A 14,611-nucleotide genomic window follows, 5' to 3' on the forward strand; every position below is an offset into this window, starting at 1 on the left:
GCCTCGACCGTTTGAGAGCGAGAGACACGATGAAAAGCATGATAATCCGGACATTGTTCATGATGGGGGCGCTGGTTGCGTTCGCGGCCAGTCCGGCCCGCGCGACCGTCGAACTCAATATTAACAAGGGCAACGTCACGCCCCTGCCGATCGCCATCACCGACTTTCTCGCGAAAGACGGCGTCGGCAAGCAGGTCTCCGACGTGGTGGCCGCCGATCTGAAGCGCTCGGGCCTCTTCGCGCCGATCGACAGCAAGGCCTTCATCGAGAAGATCACCAATCCGAGTGCTGCCCCGCGCTTCCAGGACTGGCGCACGATCAACGCGCAGGCTCTGGTCACGGGCCAAGTCGTCAAGGAAGCCGATGGTCGCCTCCGCGCCGAGTTCCGCCTCTGGGATGTCTTTGCCGGCCAGCAGATAATCGGCCAGCAATATTTCACGCAGCCGGAAAACTACCGCCGTGTCGCTCATATCATTGCCGATGCGATCTACGAGAAGATCACGGGCGAGAAGGGCTATTTCGACACGCGCGTCGTCTTCGTCTCGGAAAGCGGTCCGAAGAATGCCCGCAAGCGCCAGCTCGCGATCATGGACCAGGACGGCTTCAACGTTCGCTCGATCACCAACTCGAACGACATCGTCCTGACGCCGCGCTTTTCGCCCAACCATCAGGAAATCACCTACATGTCGTTCGAAGGCAACCAGCCGCGGGTTTACCTGCTGCAGCTGGAAACCGGGCAGCGCGAAGTGGTCGGCAATTTCCCCGGCATGACCTTCTCGCCGCGCTTCTCGCCAGATGGCCAGCGCGTGATCATGAGTCTCGAAGAGGGCGGCAACGCCAACATCTTCACCATGGACCTGCGTTCGCGCACGACGACGCGTCTGACGTCCACGGCCGCCATCGACACCTCGCCCTCCTATTCGCCGGATGGCAAGCGGGTGACGTTTGAAAGCGATCGAGGCGGCAGCCAGCAGATCTATGTCATGAACTCCGACGGTTCGGGCCAGACGCGCATCTCGCATGGTGACGGTTCCTATTCCACGCCGGTCTGGTCGCCGCGCAACGATCTGATCGCCTTCACCAAGCAGGCGGGTGGCAAGTTCTCCATCGGCGTGATGAAGCCGGACGGGTCGCAGGAGCGCATCCTGACGACGAACTTCCACAACGAAGGTCCGACCTGGGCCCCGAACGGCCGCGTGATCATGTTCTTCCGGCAGAATGCCGGCGAGGCCGGTCCGCGTCTCTATTCGATCGACCTGTCCGGCTACAACGAACAGCAGATCCCGACGCCGGCTTTCGCATCCGACCCGGCGTGGTCGCCGCTTCTCGATTGAGTTCGAATGACAAGACTTCAGGGGCCGCGCCGAGAAATTTGCGCGGCCCTTGTGATTCCAGGGCGCCTCTGGTCAAGTCCGGACGACGCCACGTTCTCGCCTCAATCTCCTGAAAAGCAAGGCTTTGAGGCTCTTTTAACGCTTTGTTAACCATAATCGTTGAACACCGGTTAACTGAAGAATGTTACGTTCCGGCAACCTCGATTGAAATATCCCAAGGAGACTGGCGATGAGCCACATTTCTAGCCTGAGCGCTCACGGCATGCAGAAGCTGGCGCGCAATCCCGTCATCATTGCTACCTTCATGGCGCTTTCGCTCGCGGGCTGCGCCTCCAAGAAGGGCCTTCCGAACAATGCCAACGAACTCGGCCTTGGCGCGAATGGCGTGAACGGCGCCAATGCAACACCCGGTTCCTCCCAGGACTTCACGGTCAATGTCGGCGACCGCATCTTCTTCGACACGGACTCCACGCAGATCCGCGCCGACGCTCAGCAGACGCTCGATCGTCAGGCCCAGTGGCTTGCCAAGTATCCGAACTACAAGATCACCGTCGAAGGCCATGCCGACGAACGCGGCACGCGCGAATACAACCTCGCGCTCGGTGCCCGCCGCGCCAACGCAACGCGCGACTATCTCGTATCGCGCGGCGTTCCGGCGGCCCGCATGAAGACGATCTCCTACGGCAAGGAACGTCCGGTCGCGACCTGCGACGACATCTCCTGCTGGTCGCAGAACCGTCGCGCCGTCACCGTTCTCGGTGGTGCAGGCAGCTAAGGCGGTGGCCGAAAGGTCTATTGAGTATAGAGGGCGGCCTTCGGGTCGCCCTTTTTGTTGAAGGGGTTTTTCTCCTTAGTTTGGCCAGAGTTTCATTGCTTTTTGTCCGCAATCGGCGATGTTGGCGGCATGTTGAGCGTACAATCTGCGAATCGTTTGGCCGCGAATCATTTGAGGTGATGATGAAAAGACTGGTTTTGGCTGGCGTGATGGCTGCTGTCCTTGCGGGGGCAGGGGGTGCTCACGCCGGGACGCTTGGGAATTGGCTGCAGGGGCGGCCCGCACCGCAGCCGTCGGCAGCAATCAACGTTCAGGCTTCGAATGCCGAGGTGCAGATCCAGCAATTGCAGGAGACTGTCCGGCAGCTGACCGGGCGCATCGAGGACATGAATTTTCAGGTCCTGCAGATGCAGGAGCAGCTGCGCAAGACCCAGGAAGACAACGAGTTCCGCTTCCAGCAGCTTGAGAAGAAACCTGCCGGCAAGAAGACCGAACTTGAGACGCCGGCTGGCTCGCAACCCAACAAGGAGGCGGCCGCTGCGGCCGCCTCCACGCCGTCTGCAGCGTCTGCATCAACCCCGGCCGCAACTATCGACCAGCCAAAGACGGTCGAGCAGGCAGCTGCACTCCCATCCACGCAAATCGGTGAGGACAGCGTGGGTGATACGGCAGGTATTCCCGTTGCCGGCGACACTGCACCCGCAGCCGATCCGACCATTGCAAACCAGACTGCCGCCCCGGCAGGCGCTCAGGCCGCACAGCCGGCGGCCAATGCGCCGAACGAGATGGCGAACATGAAGCCCGGCACGCTCGGCAGTCTGATTTTCAATGGTGACGGCAGGATTGTCGAAACGACGCGCAATCCGGCTGACAATTCCGCTGACACGCTGCCGGGCGTGAAGCCTGCTTTGCCGCCTGTGCAGGGTGCATCGAAGCCGGCCGCGGCAACCGCGCCCGCTGCCGCCACTGCGACTGCGCCGGCTGCAGCTTCCAAGCCGATGGAGCAGGCCTCTATCACGCCGAAGGCCGCCGCCACGAGTGCTGCGCCTACCGCTGACCAAAGTTATCAGCAGGCCTATCAATCCATTCTGAGCGGCAACTACTCGGAAGCCGAAAAGGGGTTCAAATCCTATCTCGACACGTTTCCCGGCAGCCAGAAGGCGGCGGATGCGTCTTTCTGGATGGGTGAAGCGCAGTATTCGCAAGGCCATTACAACGATTCCGCCAAGACATTCCTCAATGCCTTCAAGACCTACGGCCAGTCGCCCAAGGCGCCCGATATCCTGCTGAAGCTCGGGATGTCGCTGGCGGCGCTGGACAACAAGGACACGGCCTGCGCGACATTCCGTGAAATTCCGAAGCGCTATCCCAAGGCGTCGAAGGCCGTGATCACCAAGGTCGCCTCCGAGCAGTCGCGCCTTTCATGCCCGGCGGGCTGAGCGAATTTCCGACCATTTCGCCGCAGGAGGCGGCCCGGCGCTACCTCGATGGCCAGCCTGGCGGCGCAACGGTGGCGGTCGCGCTTTCCGGCGGCGGCGATTCGGTGGGGCTGCTTGTTGCTCTCATCGAAGTGGCTTCGCAGGTTGCGCGGGATATCCGGATTGCAGCGATCACTGTCGATCACGGGCTTCGGAGTGAATCTCCGGATGAGGCGCTGGCGATGGCGGAATTCTGCCGCCTGCGGCATATCCCGCACCTCATCATGCCGTGGACCGAAGTCAAACCGGCAACCGGCGTCAGTGCCGCAGCGCGGCAGGCGCGCTACGGACTGCTTGCGGAGGGGTGTCAGCGGCTCGGTGCGGGCTGCCTGGTGACAGCGCACACGCTGGACGACCAGCTGGAGACGGTGGAGATGCGCCGCCTGCGCAGCGAGACCAGTTTGCGCGGGCTTGCCGGCATTGCGCCGGCGGCACTGTTTTTCGGGACGCTTGCTGTCCATCGGCCGTTTTTGAGCGTGCTGCGGGCGGACATCCGCCGCTATCTCATCGAGAAAGAAATCCGTTGGTTCGACGATCCCAGCAACGAGAACCCGAAATACGAGCGGGTGCGTGTGCGACAGGCAGGCCGTTTTGTCCACGGTGCTGCCGAGGTCCTGGCCGCTGCGCGTAGGCGCACGGCTCTGGCTGGTGCTGCCGCCAGCTACCTCCTTGAGCACGCCCGCATGCCGCTGCCGATGCTGTTTTCTCTCGATCTGCCCCCGCGGAACGGTGACAAGGCGGCCTTTGCGCTGGCGCTCGCGACGCTGATTGCCCTGGCGGGCGGACAGGCGCACCTTCCTAGCGAGGAGCAGCTTGAACGGCTGCACGCCCTAGCTGGCCTACCGGGTTCGAACGCTGCCCTATCGGTGGGACGCACGGTTGTGGAGCGGAGGAGGGATGTGCTCTTCATCGGTCGCGACCGGCGCAATCTGCCGACCTTGAAAATACAGGCCGGCGAAAGTGCTATTTGGGATGGCCGTTTCCGGGTGGCTGCAATTCCAGGCTCTCCTGTCGTCTGCGACCCGCATGTGGCGTCCAAGATCGTCGAGGGCGTGCCGCCGCGGATTGCGCAGCGGGCGCTTGCGACACAACCCGATTGTGCGGCAATCTCTTCTTCCGGTATCGCTGGCCTGGAAGTTTCTCCCTATCTAGCCCTCTTCGAAACTGTTCTTTCCAGCTTCGATCGGTCGCTGGCAGACGCCTTATGTCAGCTGACCGGGCGCCCGGTTTTCCCCGATTTTATGGCGCGCGGGCTCGAAACGTCTCCGATTCAGCTGTAATGGAGATCAGGCGATGTTCGAACTCTCTCGACCTTGCCTGCTCTTGAAGTTGCTGTCCGATTGGTAGCGTTCGAAACCTGGAGCCGATCCGCGGTGGATCGCCATGGGCTTTCGTCATGGTATGGAGTTCGACGATGCGGGTAAAATCAATGGCGCTCTGGATCGTCGCGCTGCTGCTTGCCGTTGCACTCTTTTATCTGTTCCGCGATGAAATGGCGCGACAGGGTGCAAAAGAGGTGGGTCTAACGCCTTCGCTGCCGGGCCTGCACGCCGCTTCATGAGTGGCCCGTGACCTGCGCCCGGTCGTCAAACGTCGCTCGCCAGAACTCCCGATCCGCCGATTTGAGCTTTTCGTATACTATTTGACACGAAGCATTGTCTTCTTGCCTTGGCAAGGCCATACGCGGGACCTATGTTAAGGCCCAGAATAACAGCGGTTTCAGCCGTTGCGACACATGACCGGGGAGTTCGATGAACCCTAATTTACGTAATTTCGCCCTTTGGGCAATCATAGCGCTGCTGCTGATCGCGCTGTTCACGATGTTTCAGTCGGCGCCCGCGCAGACAGGTTCGCGCGAGATTCCCTATTCGCAGTTCCTGCACGATGCCGATGCATCGCGCATTCGCGATGTGGTGATCACCGGTCATCGTATCACCGGCTCCTATACGGAGAACGGGGCGACTTTCCAGACCTATGCGCCCGGCATTGACGATAGTCTCGTCGACCGCCTGCAGGCCAAGAACACGGTCGTGACCGTGCGTCCGGAAACAGACGGGTCTTCGAGCTTCCTCTCCTATCTCGGCACGCTGCTTCCGATGATCCTGATCCTTGGCGTCTGGCTGTTCTTCATGCGGCAGATGCAGGGTGGTTCGCGTGGTGCGATGGGCTTCGGCAAGTCCAAGGCCAAGCTTCTGACCGAAGCGCATGGCCGCGTGACGTTTGACGATGTGGCCGGTGTCGATGAGGCCAAGCAGGATCTGGAAGAAATCGTGGAATTCCTGCGCGATCCGCAGAAGTTTCAGCGTCTGGGCGGACGCATTCCGCGCGGTGTCCTGCTCGTTGGCCCTCCGGGCACGGGCAAGACGCTGCTGGCGCGCTCGGTTGCGGGCGAAGCCAATGTGCCTTTCTTCACGATTTCCGGTTCTGACTTCGTGGAAATGTTCGTCGGTGTCGGCGCAAGCCGTGTCCGCGACATGTTTGAACAGGCGAAGAAGAATGCACCGTGCATCATCTTCATCGACGAAATCGACGCTGTCGGGCGCCATCGCGGTGCCGGTCTCGGCGGCGGTAACGATGAGCGCGAACAGACGCTCAACCAGCTGCTCGTCGAAATGGACGGGTTTGAAGCCAATGAAGGCATCATCCTGATCGCCGCGACCAACCGTCCGGACGTTCTCGACCCGGCGCTCCTGCGTCCCGGCCGTTTCGACCGTCAGGTCGTCGTGCCGAACCCGGATATTGTCGGCCGCGAACGTATCCTCAAGGTTCACGTCCGCAACGTGCCGCTGGCGCCGAATGTCGATCTCAAGGTTCTGGCGCGCGGCACCCCCGGCTTCTCGGGCGCCGATCTGATGAACCTCGTCAACGAAGCCGCTCTCATGGCCGCACGGCGCAACAAGCGTCTGGTCACGATGCAGGAATTCGAAGACGCCAAGGACAAGATCATGATGGGCGCGGAACGCCGCTCGTCCGCCATGACCGAAGCAGAGAAGAAGCTGACGGCCTATCACGAAGCCGGACACGCCATCGTCGCCATGCATGTGCCGGTCGCAGATCCGGTTCACAAGGCAACGATCATTCCGCGCGGCCGTGCACTCGGCATGGTTATGCAGTTGCCGGAAGGCGACCGCTATTCGATGAGCTACAAGTGGATGATCTCGCGCCTCGCCATCATGATGGGTGGACGCGTGGCGGAAGAAATCACCTTCGGCAAGGAGAACATCACCTCTGGCGCATCCTCGGATATCGAGCAGGCCACCAAGCTTGCCCGCGCCATGGTCACGCAATGGGGCTTCTCCGACGAACTCGGACAGGTTGCTTATGGCGAGAACCAGCAGGAAGTGTTCCTTGGTCATTCAGTCTCGCAGTCCAAAAACGTCTCCGAGACGACGGCCCAGAAGATCGACAGCGAAGTTCGCCGTCTGATCGACGAGGCCTATACCGATGCCAAGCGGATTCTCACCGAGTATCACGACGGCTTCGTGGCATGCGCCGAAGGTCTGCTTGAATACGAAACGCTGACGGGCGACGAAATCAAGCAGCTGCTGAAGGGCGAGAAGCCCTCACGCGACCTTGGCGACGATACGCCGCCCAGCCGCGGTTCGGCCGTTCCTTCCACGGGCGCGCGAAACGAATCGAAGTCCAAGCCGGACGAAGGCCTTGAACCGCAGCCGCAATAGGCAAGTGGAATAGCTGAGAAAAAGCCTGCCCCGGAGACGGTGCAGGCTTTTTTATTACCGCAATTTCATATTGAGACGGCGTCGTAAAACTGCAACAGCGAGGGCGCATGACAGAAAATAATTCCATTAAGTGAGTATTTTTCGAGGAAAATAGGAATATTTTGCCTTCTTGCTGCCGTCTTCACCCCCTTCAATCATGGCTTACGTAAGATTTTTTTGTGATACAAATGGGGCAGGCGGCCAAATGGTGGTTGCAGCCATCAACAGGCGCGGTATTCTCCCCTCATAGACGGGAGGATCTCATGATCGTTAACAGTTTCAAACTTGGCCTTGTTTCGGCACTCGCTGCTGTTCTTTGCACAAGCTCGGCATTCGCAGGCGGCTTCTCGCGCGGCGATGCAAATACCGACATTCTTTTCGAGCCGGGTACGGCGAATATCGATGCGGGCTTCATCTACGTGTCGCCGCAGCGCAGCTATGATACGATTTCGGGTGCAAAGGGCACGGACGGTAAATTCACCGACGATTACTGGATCCCGAGCGTTGCTGTTGCTGCACGCCCGACCGACATGTTTGGATGCGCGCTGACCTATACCCAGTCGTTTGGCGGCAGCGCAACCTACGGCACGCAGGCGCAGACTGCCGAAGCCACTAACTATATCGCCGCAGCTGTGGCTGGCGGTACCTCGCTTGCTGTCGCGCGTGCTACTGCAAACCCGACATCCTCCAAGGGCTTCACCAGTAACGAGTACGGCGCGACTTGTGACCTTAAGTTTGACGCAGGCACTGGCAAGTTCCACGTTCTTGGCGGTCTTTTCCTGGAAGACTTTTCTTACACGGCTCAGACCCCAGGCGGAACGTTGTCTTTCAAGGATAACGGCACCGTCGGTTACCGCGTCGGCGCCGCTTATGAAATTCCGGAATATGCTTTGCGCGCGTCGCTGATGTATCGTTCGCAAGTCAAGCATAATGCGACGGGCAGCTTCGATTTCTCCGCAATTGCTCAGCGTGGCAATGGTGGGATCGCGCGTGCTGCAGCGGCTGGTAGCGGCACGCTTCCGCAGTCGATCAAGCTCTACGTTCAGTCGGGCATTGCGCCTGACTGGCTGGTATACGGGTCGGTCGAGTGGACGAACTGGAGCGTGTTGCAGACCCTGAATTATACCGTCGGCGCGACGCCCAAATCGGATAAGTACTACTGGAAGGATGGCTGGACCATTCAGGGTGGGGTTGGTCACAAGTTTAACGACACGATTTCCGGTACTTTGAACGTCACTTGGGATCAGGGCGTTGGCACGGGTGCGGACATCCAAACGGATACCTGGACGTTTGGTGCAGGCGCTCTCATCAATGCCGGTCCGGGTGTGCTGAAGGTTGGTGCTGGGATAAGCTACCTCACGGCCGGCAGCCAATCGACCGCAAGGGGTGCTAGCTACAACGCCACGTCGCCGGGCAGCTGGGCCTATGCGCTCGGTGCGTCCTACAACATCAAGTTCTGATCTCTCGGACTTGTTGACTTGATTGAAGAGCCCTGCGGGTAACCGCGGGGCTTTTTCGTTTTCATAACAGGATATTTTGCTGCGTTTCCGAATTTGATGAGGCTTTTATTGAATTTTATGGCAATGACACCGGAAAATCCGGCTTCCGCCTGCGCGCATCCTCTTGCAGCGGGGCGAGAGGCTCAATAAGGACCAGCAAGAAACGGGCCTTCGGGGCCGGCAAGATGGGGTGGGCGACACATGAAGAAGCGCTATTTCGGCACGGACGGTATTCGCGGGCAGGCCAATCGTGCGCCGATGACGGCAGAAATCGCCATGAAGGTCGGCATGGCAGCGGGCAAGATCTTCCGCAATGGTGGCCATCGCCATCGGGTTGTCATCGGCAAGGACACGCGTCTCTCCGGCTACATGCTGGAATATGCCATGGTGGCTGGCTTCGCCGCCGCGGGCGTCGATGCCTTCATCCTCGGGCCCATTCCGACGCCTGCTGTTGCGATGCTGACCCGGTCGCTGCGTGCGGATGTCGGCGTGATGATCTCCGCCTCGCACAATCCCTATCAGGACAACGGCATCAAGCTTTTCGGGCCTGACGGTTACAAGCTTTCGGACGAGATTGAGAAAGAGATCGAGGCTATGCTCGATCAGGATCTGTCCCCGCATTTTGCAGCGCCCGACGATATCGGTCGCGCGAAGCGTATCGATGGCGTTTATGACCGCTATATCGAGCATGCCAAGCGCACCCTGCCGCGCGATGTGACATTGAGCGGTCTGCGGATCGCCATCGACTGCGCCAATGGCGCGGCTTACAAGGTTGCTCCCGCGGTTCTTTGGGAGCTCGGTGCCGAAGTCGTCACCATCGGCGTCGAGCCCAACGGCACGAACATCAATCTCAACTGTGGTTCCACGCACCCGGAAGCGCTGGCGCAAAAAGTCCACGAGGTGCGCGCCGATATCGGTATCGCGCTGGATGGCGACGCCGACCGTGTCATCATCATCGATGAAAAGGGAAATGAAATCGACGGCGACCAGTTGATGGCGCTGATCGGGGAGACCTGGGCCAGTGACGGTCTCCTGCGCGGCGGCGGCATCGTGGCGACCATCATGTCGAATCTCGGGCTCGAGCGTTTCCTGATGTCGCGCGGCCTGACGCTGGCGCGCACCAAGGTTGGTGATCGTTATGTGGTCGAACACATGCGCAGCTTTGGCTTCAATGTGGGTGGCGAACAGTCCGGTCACATGGTGCTTTCCGATTTCGGCACGACCGGCGATGGCCTCGTGGCGGCTTTGCAGGTTCTGGCCTGCGTGAAGCGCACCGGCAAAACGGTGAGCGAGGTTTGCCGTCGATTCGAGCCGGTGCCGCAGTTGTTGAAGAACGTGCGCTATTCGGGTGGCTCTCCGCTTGAAAACAAGACCGTCAAGGAAGCGATTGCTGCTGCCGAGTCCGATCTGAAGAAGAACGGGCGTCTGGTGATCCGGCCCTCCGGCACGGAACCGCTGATCCGCGTGATGGCGGAAGGCGATGACCGGGGCCAGATCGAGCAGATCGTCAATGACCTGACGGGCGTGATTGCCGGAGCCTCAAACGCAGCCTAACTTTGCACCGCATATTGTTATGATGCATAATCATCATTGACGGCTTGCCAGGGCACATCTAACCTTACTCCCGTTCTGTTGGATCTGGGAGGAAGCCATGATGGGACGTTTGAAATACGGGCTGCTGGCATCAGCATGCCTGATGTCCGTCGCGTTGACGGGAGGTGCGCATGCGGCTCAAAAGCTTGCCTGCGAAGGACTGACGGGCGAGGCGCTTGGCCTCAAGGATATCAAGATCCTTTCGGCAGTTTCGAAGCCTGTGGGCGCTGACAGCCCGATCGCGCACTGCCTCGTCAAGGGCGTGACGGCAGAAAGAACCGGGGCTGACGGAAAGCCGTATTCCATCCATTTCGAATTCCGCTTGCCGGACGACTGGAATGGCCGGTTCGTTCACCAGTTCAATGGCGGGAACGACGGTGTCGTCGTGCCGGCCATGGGGTTGCCAGTGGCCGCAAGCACGCAGAAGAGCGCGCTTGCCCGGGGGTTCGCTGTCCTGTCATCGGATGCCGGGCATGATGGCAAAGCCAATCCAGATGCCGGGCTTGCCGGCAGCAACATGTTCGGCCTCGACCCCGAGGCGCGCGAGTTCTACGGCTACAAGGCTGTCGAGTTTCTTACGCCGATGGCAAAGTCTTTCATCAAGGCTTATTACGGTTCGGGGCCTGAATATTCGTATGGTGTCGGCTGTTCCAATGGCGGCCGCCACGGCTTCGTGGCCGCATCGCGCCTCGGCAAGGATTATGATGGCATACTGGCTGGCGCGCCGGGCTTCGATCTGCCCAAGGCGGCCCTGCAACACGCTCTCGATATTCAGCAGTTGCATGCGATCAATGGTGATGTCCGCAAGGCGCTCACGGTGGCGGACCAGCAGATTGTCGCGCAACGCATCCTGGCCAGCTGCGACAAGCTCGACGGTCTGGAAGATGGCATCGTGTCAGACACTGCCGCCTGCCAGAAGGTCTTCAAACCACAGGATATGATTTGCCAGCCCGGCCAGAATTCCTCCTGCCTGCCTGCCGAAAAGGTGAAGGCGCTGGAGACGATGCTGGCCGGACCGAAGAACTCGAAAGGGCAACAGCTTTATTCCGACTGGTCCTGGGATCCGGGTATTGGTGGAGGCAACTGGCGCTTCTGGAAAGTCGAAAGCCCTATTCCGCCGTGGGATCACATGCCACTGATTGCCGTCATGGGGGCGGGGTCGCTCGCACAGATCTTCACGACGCCTCCGACCAAGGTTGGTGGCGATCCTGGATCGCTGGAGAAATTCCTACTGTCTTTCGACTTTGACAAGGACGCGCCCAAGATTTTCGCCACCGATGAAACCTATCGCCAGTCTGCTATGGGTTTCATGGCGCCAACGGATGTGGACAACCCCAGGCTTTCCGATTTCGAGGCTGCCGGTCACAAGATGATCGTCTTCCACGGTTTGGGCGATCCGGTCTTCTCGTTCAATGACACCCGCAACTGGTACGAGCGGCTCTCTGCCAACTACGGCGGCGGTGCCGGAAAGTTCGTGGAACTCTATCCCGTGCCGGGCATGACCCATTGCGAAGGCGGCCCGGCGACCGACCAGTTCGATCTGTTCGAAAAGCTTGTCGGCTGGGTGGAAAAGGGCGAGAGGCCGGCTGATGTGACTGCGTCGCTCAATCCGAAAAACAAGGATGTGCCAGTCAGCTGGCCGCAGTCCAGAACGCGCAAACTTTGTCCCTATCCGCAGGTTGCACGATATACAGGCGGGAATCCCGAGGATGCCGCCAGCTTCGCCTGCCAATAGGCGAGACCAGACAGATGCGGAAGCCGGCTTGACGCCGGCTTTTTGCTGGCTGCGGGATTTTTTCATAAGCCATTCGAAGCATTTATCATTAACCGGCGGTTTAGCGGCATGGTGAATTTTCTTGGTTAAGTTCAATTTAACGATTGCAATCTACAGTCCGGGGTCATGGGTCTGACGGCGAAGCACGCCGCCGGCGCAACCGAGTTCCGGAGATGAAAATGAAAAAGCTGATGTGGAGTGCCATTGCTGCGGCGATGCTGGGTGCAAGCGCCCATGCTGCAGATCTTCCCCAACCCGATGTCGTTCAGGCTCCGTCGGCAGAAGTCCAGATCGCTTCGATCAGCGGCTGGTATCTGCGCGGCGATGCGTCTTACAGCATCATGAAAATCCGTGGTGCGGACTACTCCATCACCAACGCGCAGACCGGCTTTAACGGTGGCAACACTTTCGCCCGTACGAGCATGGAAAACAGCGCGACATTCGGCGTCGGTGCCGGTTACCAGTTCAACAATTATCTGCGTAGCGACGTGACGCTGGACTACACGTTGCGTTCGACCTTCAACGGTTCGACGGACGGCTTCTGCGGCAACGGCAATCCGTGCAGCTCGCGCGATATTTCGCACGTTTCGATCTTCAGCCTTCTGGCCAACGCCTATGTCGATCTCGGCACCTATGGCAGCGTAACGCCTTACGTCGGCGGCGGTATCGGTGCGTCGCATGTTGACTGGGACGTCCTGTCGAACTCGGACGACGACGGCACCTTCATTCATGGCGGTACGTCCAGCTGGCGCTTTACCTATGCCCTCATGGCCGGCGCATCCGTTGATCTGACCTGCAACCTGAAGGCCGATGTCGGCTATCGCTATCGCCACATCAACGGCGGCGCGATGTTCAACAGCATCAGCTTCAACTCCGGCGTCCAGGTTGGCCCCGGTCGCGACTCCGGCTTCGATATCCATGAAGTCCGTGGCGGTCTGCGCTACCAGTTCGGCAATGGCGGTTGCGGCGAAGTCGCTGCTGCTCCGCCGGCTCCGATGCCGGTCTACAAGTAAGATCCTGTCGATTTGATCCTGAAAGCCCGCCTTGTGCGGGCTTTCTTGCGTTTGCGCGCCGGTTCTCCTTTCGCGGCAAAAATTTTGTCGTTTGCGTCATGTGGCGCTTGACTGTGAAAGTCTAATCCCATATTTCCAGCGGCGGGACACTCCTCCCCAACGAGGAGCCAACTATCTGGAAGGATAGACGACATGGCTGATACCGCCGCAAAGCCGGGCCTGCGCCCGCAAAACACTCATTTCTCTTCTGGCCCTTGCTCGAAGCGCCCCGGTTGGTCGCTCGATGCACTTTCCGATGCTCCCGTTGGCCGTTCGCACCGTGCGAAGGTTGGCAAGGCGAAGCTGAAAGAGGCCATCGACCTCACCCGCGAAATTCTCGAAGTGCCGGCTGACTACCGCATCGGTATCGTGCCCGCTTCCGACACCGGCGCCGTCGAAATGGCGCTCTGGTCGCTGCTCGGCGAGCGCCCGGTCGACATGGTCGCCTGGGAAAGCTTTGGCGCCGGCTGGGTGACAGACGTCGTCAAGCAGCTGAAGCTCAAGGACGCCCGCAAGATCGATGCGCCCTATGGCGAACTGCCGAACCTTGCCGAGATCAATTTCGACCATGACGTCGTCTTCACCTGGAACGGCACGACCTCGGGCGTTCGCGTTCCGAACGCCGACTTCATCCCGGCTGATCGCAAGGGTCTGACGATCTGCGACGCGACGTCGGCCGCCTTTGCGCAGAACCTCGATTTCGCCAAGCTCGATGTCGTCACCTTCTCCTGGCAGAAGGTTCTGGGCGGTGAGGGTGGTCATGGCGTGATCATCCTTTCGCCGCGCGCTGTCGAGCGTCTGACGACCTACGTTCCGGCCTGGCCGCTGCCGAAGATTTTCCGCATGACTTCCGGCGGTAAGCTGATCGAAGGCATCTTCACGGGCGAGACGATCAACACGCCATCCATGATCTGCGTCGAGGACTATATCGATGCGCTGAAGTGGGCGAAGTCGCTCGGCGGCCTGAAGGCCCTGATGTCACGCGCTGACGCCAACGCCAAGGTCATTGCCGGCTTCGTCGCGGCGAACGACTGGATCGCCAACCTTGCCAAGGATCCGGCAACGGCTTCCAACACGTCTGTCTGCCTGACGATTGCCGACAAGGACGTGCTGGCGCTCGACGCCGACGCGCAGGCCGCGTTTGCCAAGGGCATCGTGACGCTTCTCGACAAGGAAGGCGTCGCCTATGATATCGGCGCTTACCGCGATGCACCGTCCGGTCTTCGCATCTGGGCTGGCGCGACCATCGAGACCGCCGACATGCAGGCGCTGATGCCGTGGCTGACCTGGGCTTATCAGACCCAGAAGGCAACGCTCGCCAAAGCTGCTGCCTGAGCTGATTTTAGCCCTGCCTGACGAAGGCGGGGCTCGTTCCCTCAAAATGAAT

At 60.0% G+C, this 14,611-nt stretch carries 11 protein-coding genes; all 11 read left to right on the forward strand.

Translation table 11 applies throughout. The features are described from left to right. Nucleotides 1-29: 29 nt before the first annotated feature. Nucleotides 30-1,334 (forward strand): Tol-Pal system beta propeller repeat protein TolB, encoded by a 1,305-nt coding sequence (tolB, locus tag ABID16_RS15125; protein WP_354557167.1) that lies wholly within the window; start codon nt 30-32, stop codon nt 1,332-1,334. A gap of 229 nt (nt 1,335-1,563) precedes the next feature. After that, nucleotides 1,564-2,109: a peptidoglycan-associated lipoprotein Pal gene (pal, locus tag ABID16_RS15130; protein WP_354557168.1), complete on the forward strand. Its 546-nt coding sequence runs from the start codon at nt 1,564-1,566 to the stop codon at nt 2,107-2,109. Between the two features lie 182 nt (nt 2,110-2,291). Next, nucleotides 2,292-3,548: a tol-pal system protein YbgF gene (gene ybgF, locus ABID16_RS15135; protein ID WP_354557169.1), complete on the forward strand. Its 1,257-nt coding sequence runs from the start codon at nt 2,292-2,294 to the stop codon at nt 3,546-3,548. After that, on the forward strand, nt 3,533-4,867 hold the full coding sequence (tilS, locus tag ABID16_RS15140; RefSeq protein ID WP_354557170.1) for a tRNA lysidine(34) synthetase TilS: 1,335 nt from the start codon (nt 3,533-3,535) through the stop codon (nt 4,865-4,867). The genes ybgF and tilS overlap by 16 nt, the downstream gene beginning before the upstream one ends. Before the next feature lie 134 nt (nt 4,868-5,001). Next, nucleotides 5,002-5,148, forward strand: coding sequence for a hypothetical protein (locus ABID16_RS15145; protein WP_354557171.1), 147 nt, complete (start codon nt 5,002-5,004; stop codon nt 5,146-5,148). A gap of 190 nt (nt 5,149-5,338) precedes the next feature. Continuing rightward, nucleotides 5,339-7,267, forward strand: a complete 1,929-nt coding sequence (ftsH, locus tag ABID16_RS15150; protein WP_354557172.1) for an ATP-dependent zinc metalloprotease FtsH — start codon at nt 5,339-5,341, stop codon at nt 7,265-7,267. A 302-nt stretch (nt 7,268-7,569) separates the two neighbouring features. Next, nucleotides 7,570-8,766, forward strand: coding sequence for an OmpP1/FadL family transporter (locus ABID16_RS15155; RefSeq protein ID WP_354557173.1), 1,197 nt, complete (start codon nt 7,570-7,572; stop codon nt 8,764-8,766). A 240-nt stretch (nt 8,767-9,006) separates the two neighbouring features. After that, nucleotides 9,007-10,359, forward strand: coding sequence for a phosphoglucosamine mutase (gene glmM / locus ABID16_RS15160; RefSeq protein WP_354557174.1), 1,353 nt, complete (start codon nt 9,007-9,009; stop codon nt 10,357-10,359). Nucleotides 10,360-10,456: 97 nt separating this feature from the next. Continuing rightward, nucleotides 10,457-12,133: a tannase/feruloyl esterase family alpha/beta hydrolase gene (locus tag ABID16_RS15165; RefSeq protein WP_354557175.1), complete on the forward strand. Its 1,677-nt coding sequence runs from the start codon at nt 10,457-10,459 to the stop codon at nt 12,131-12,133. A 218-nt stretch (nt 12,134-12,351) separates the two neighbouring features. Next, nucleotides 12,352-13,185 carry an outer membrane protein gene (locus tag ABID16_RS15170; RefSeq protein WP_354557176.1) on the forward strand — a complete coding sequence of 278 codons (834 nt, stop codon included), beginning with the start codon at nt 12,352-12,354 and terminating at the stop codon, nt 13,183-13,185. A 192-nt stretch (nt 13,186-13,377) separates the two neighbouring features. Beyond that, the gene (locus tag ABID16_RS15175) at nt 13,378-14,559 is read left to right on the forward strand and encodes a phosphoserine transaminase (RefSeq protein ID WP_354557177.1); all 1,182 of its coding nucleotides are present in this window, start codon (nt 13,378-13,380) and stop codon (nt 14,557-14,559) included. Nucleotides 14,560-14,611: the final 52 nt, after the last annotated feature.

Origin of the sequence: Limnomicrobium aquaticum, assembly GCF_040545545.1 — a bacterium.
Classification (GTDB): Bacteria; Pseudomonadota; Alphaproteobacteria; order Rhizobiales; family Rhizobiaceae; genus Ensifer_A; species Ensifer_A aquaticum.

Excerpts from the sequence above, each read along its gene's own strand:
- tolB (WP_354557167.1), top strand. The coding sequence starts at position 30 with ATGAAAAGCATGATAATCCGGACATTGTTCATGATGGGGGCGCTGGTT.
- pal (WP_354557168.1), top strand. The coding sequence starts at position 1,564 with ATGAGCCACATTTCTAGCCTGAGCGCTCACGGCATGCAGAAGCTGGCG.
- ybgF (WP_354557169.1), top strand. The coding sequence starts at position 2,292 with ATGAAAAGACTGGTTTTGGCTGGCGTGATGGCTGCTGTCCTTGCGGGG.
- tilS (WP_354557170.1), top strand. The coding sequence starts at position 3,533 with ATGCCCGGCGGGCTGAGCGAATTTCCGACCATTTCGCCGCAGGAGGCG.
- ABID16_RS15145 (WP_354557171.1), top strand. The coding sequence starts at position 5,002 with ATGCGGGTAAAATCAATGGCGCTCTGGATCGTCGCGCTGCTGCTTGCC.
- ftsH (WP_354557172.1), top strand. The coding sequence starts at position 5,339 with ATGAACCCTAATTTACGTAATTTCGCCCTTTGGGCAATCATAGCGCTG.
- ABID16_RS15155 (WP_354557173.1), top strand. The coding sequence starts at position 7,570 with ATGATCGTTAACAGTTTCAAACTTGGCCTTGTTTCGGCACTCGCTGCT.
- glmM (WP_354557174.1), top strand. The coding sequence starts at position 9,007 with ATGAAGAAGCGCTATTTCGGCACGGACGGTATTCGCGGGCAGGCCAAT.
- ABID16_RS15165 (WP_354557175.1), top strand. The coding sequence starts at position 10,457 with ATGATGGGACGTTTGAAATACGGGCTGCTGGCATCAGCATGCCTGATG.
- ABID16_RS15170 (WP_354557176.1), top strand. The coding sequence starts at position 12,352 with ATGAAAAAGCTGATGTGGAGTGCCATTGCTGCGGCGATGCTGGGTGCA.
- ABID16_RS15175 (WP_354557177.1), top strand. The coding sequence starts at position 13,378 with ATGGCTGATACCGCCGCAAAGCCGGGCCTGCGCCCGCAAAACACTCAT.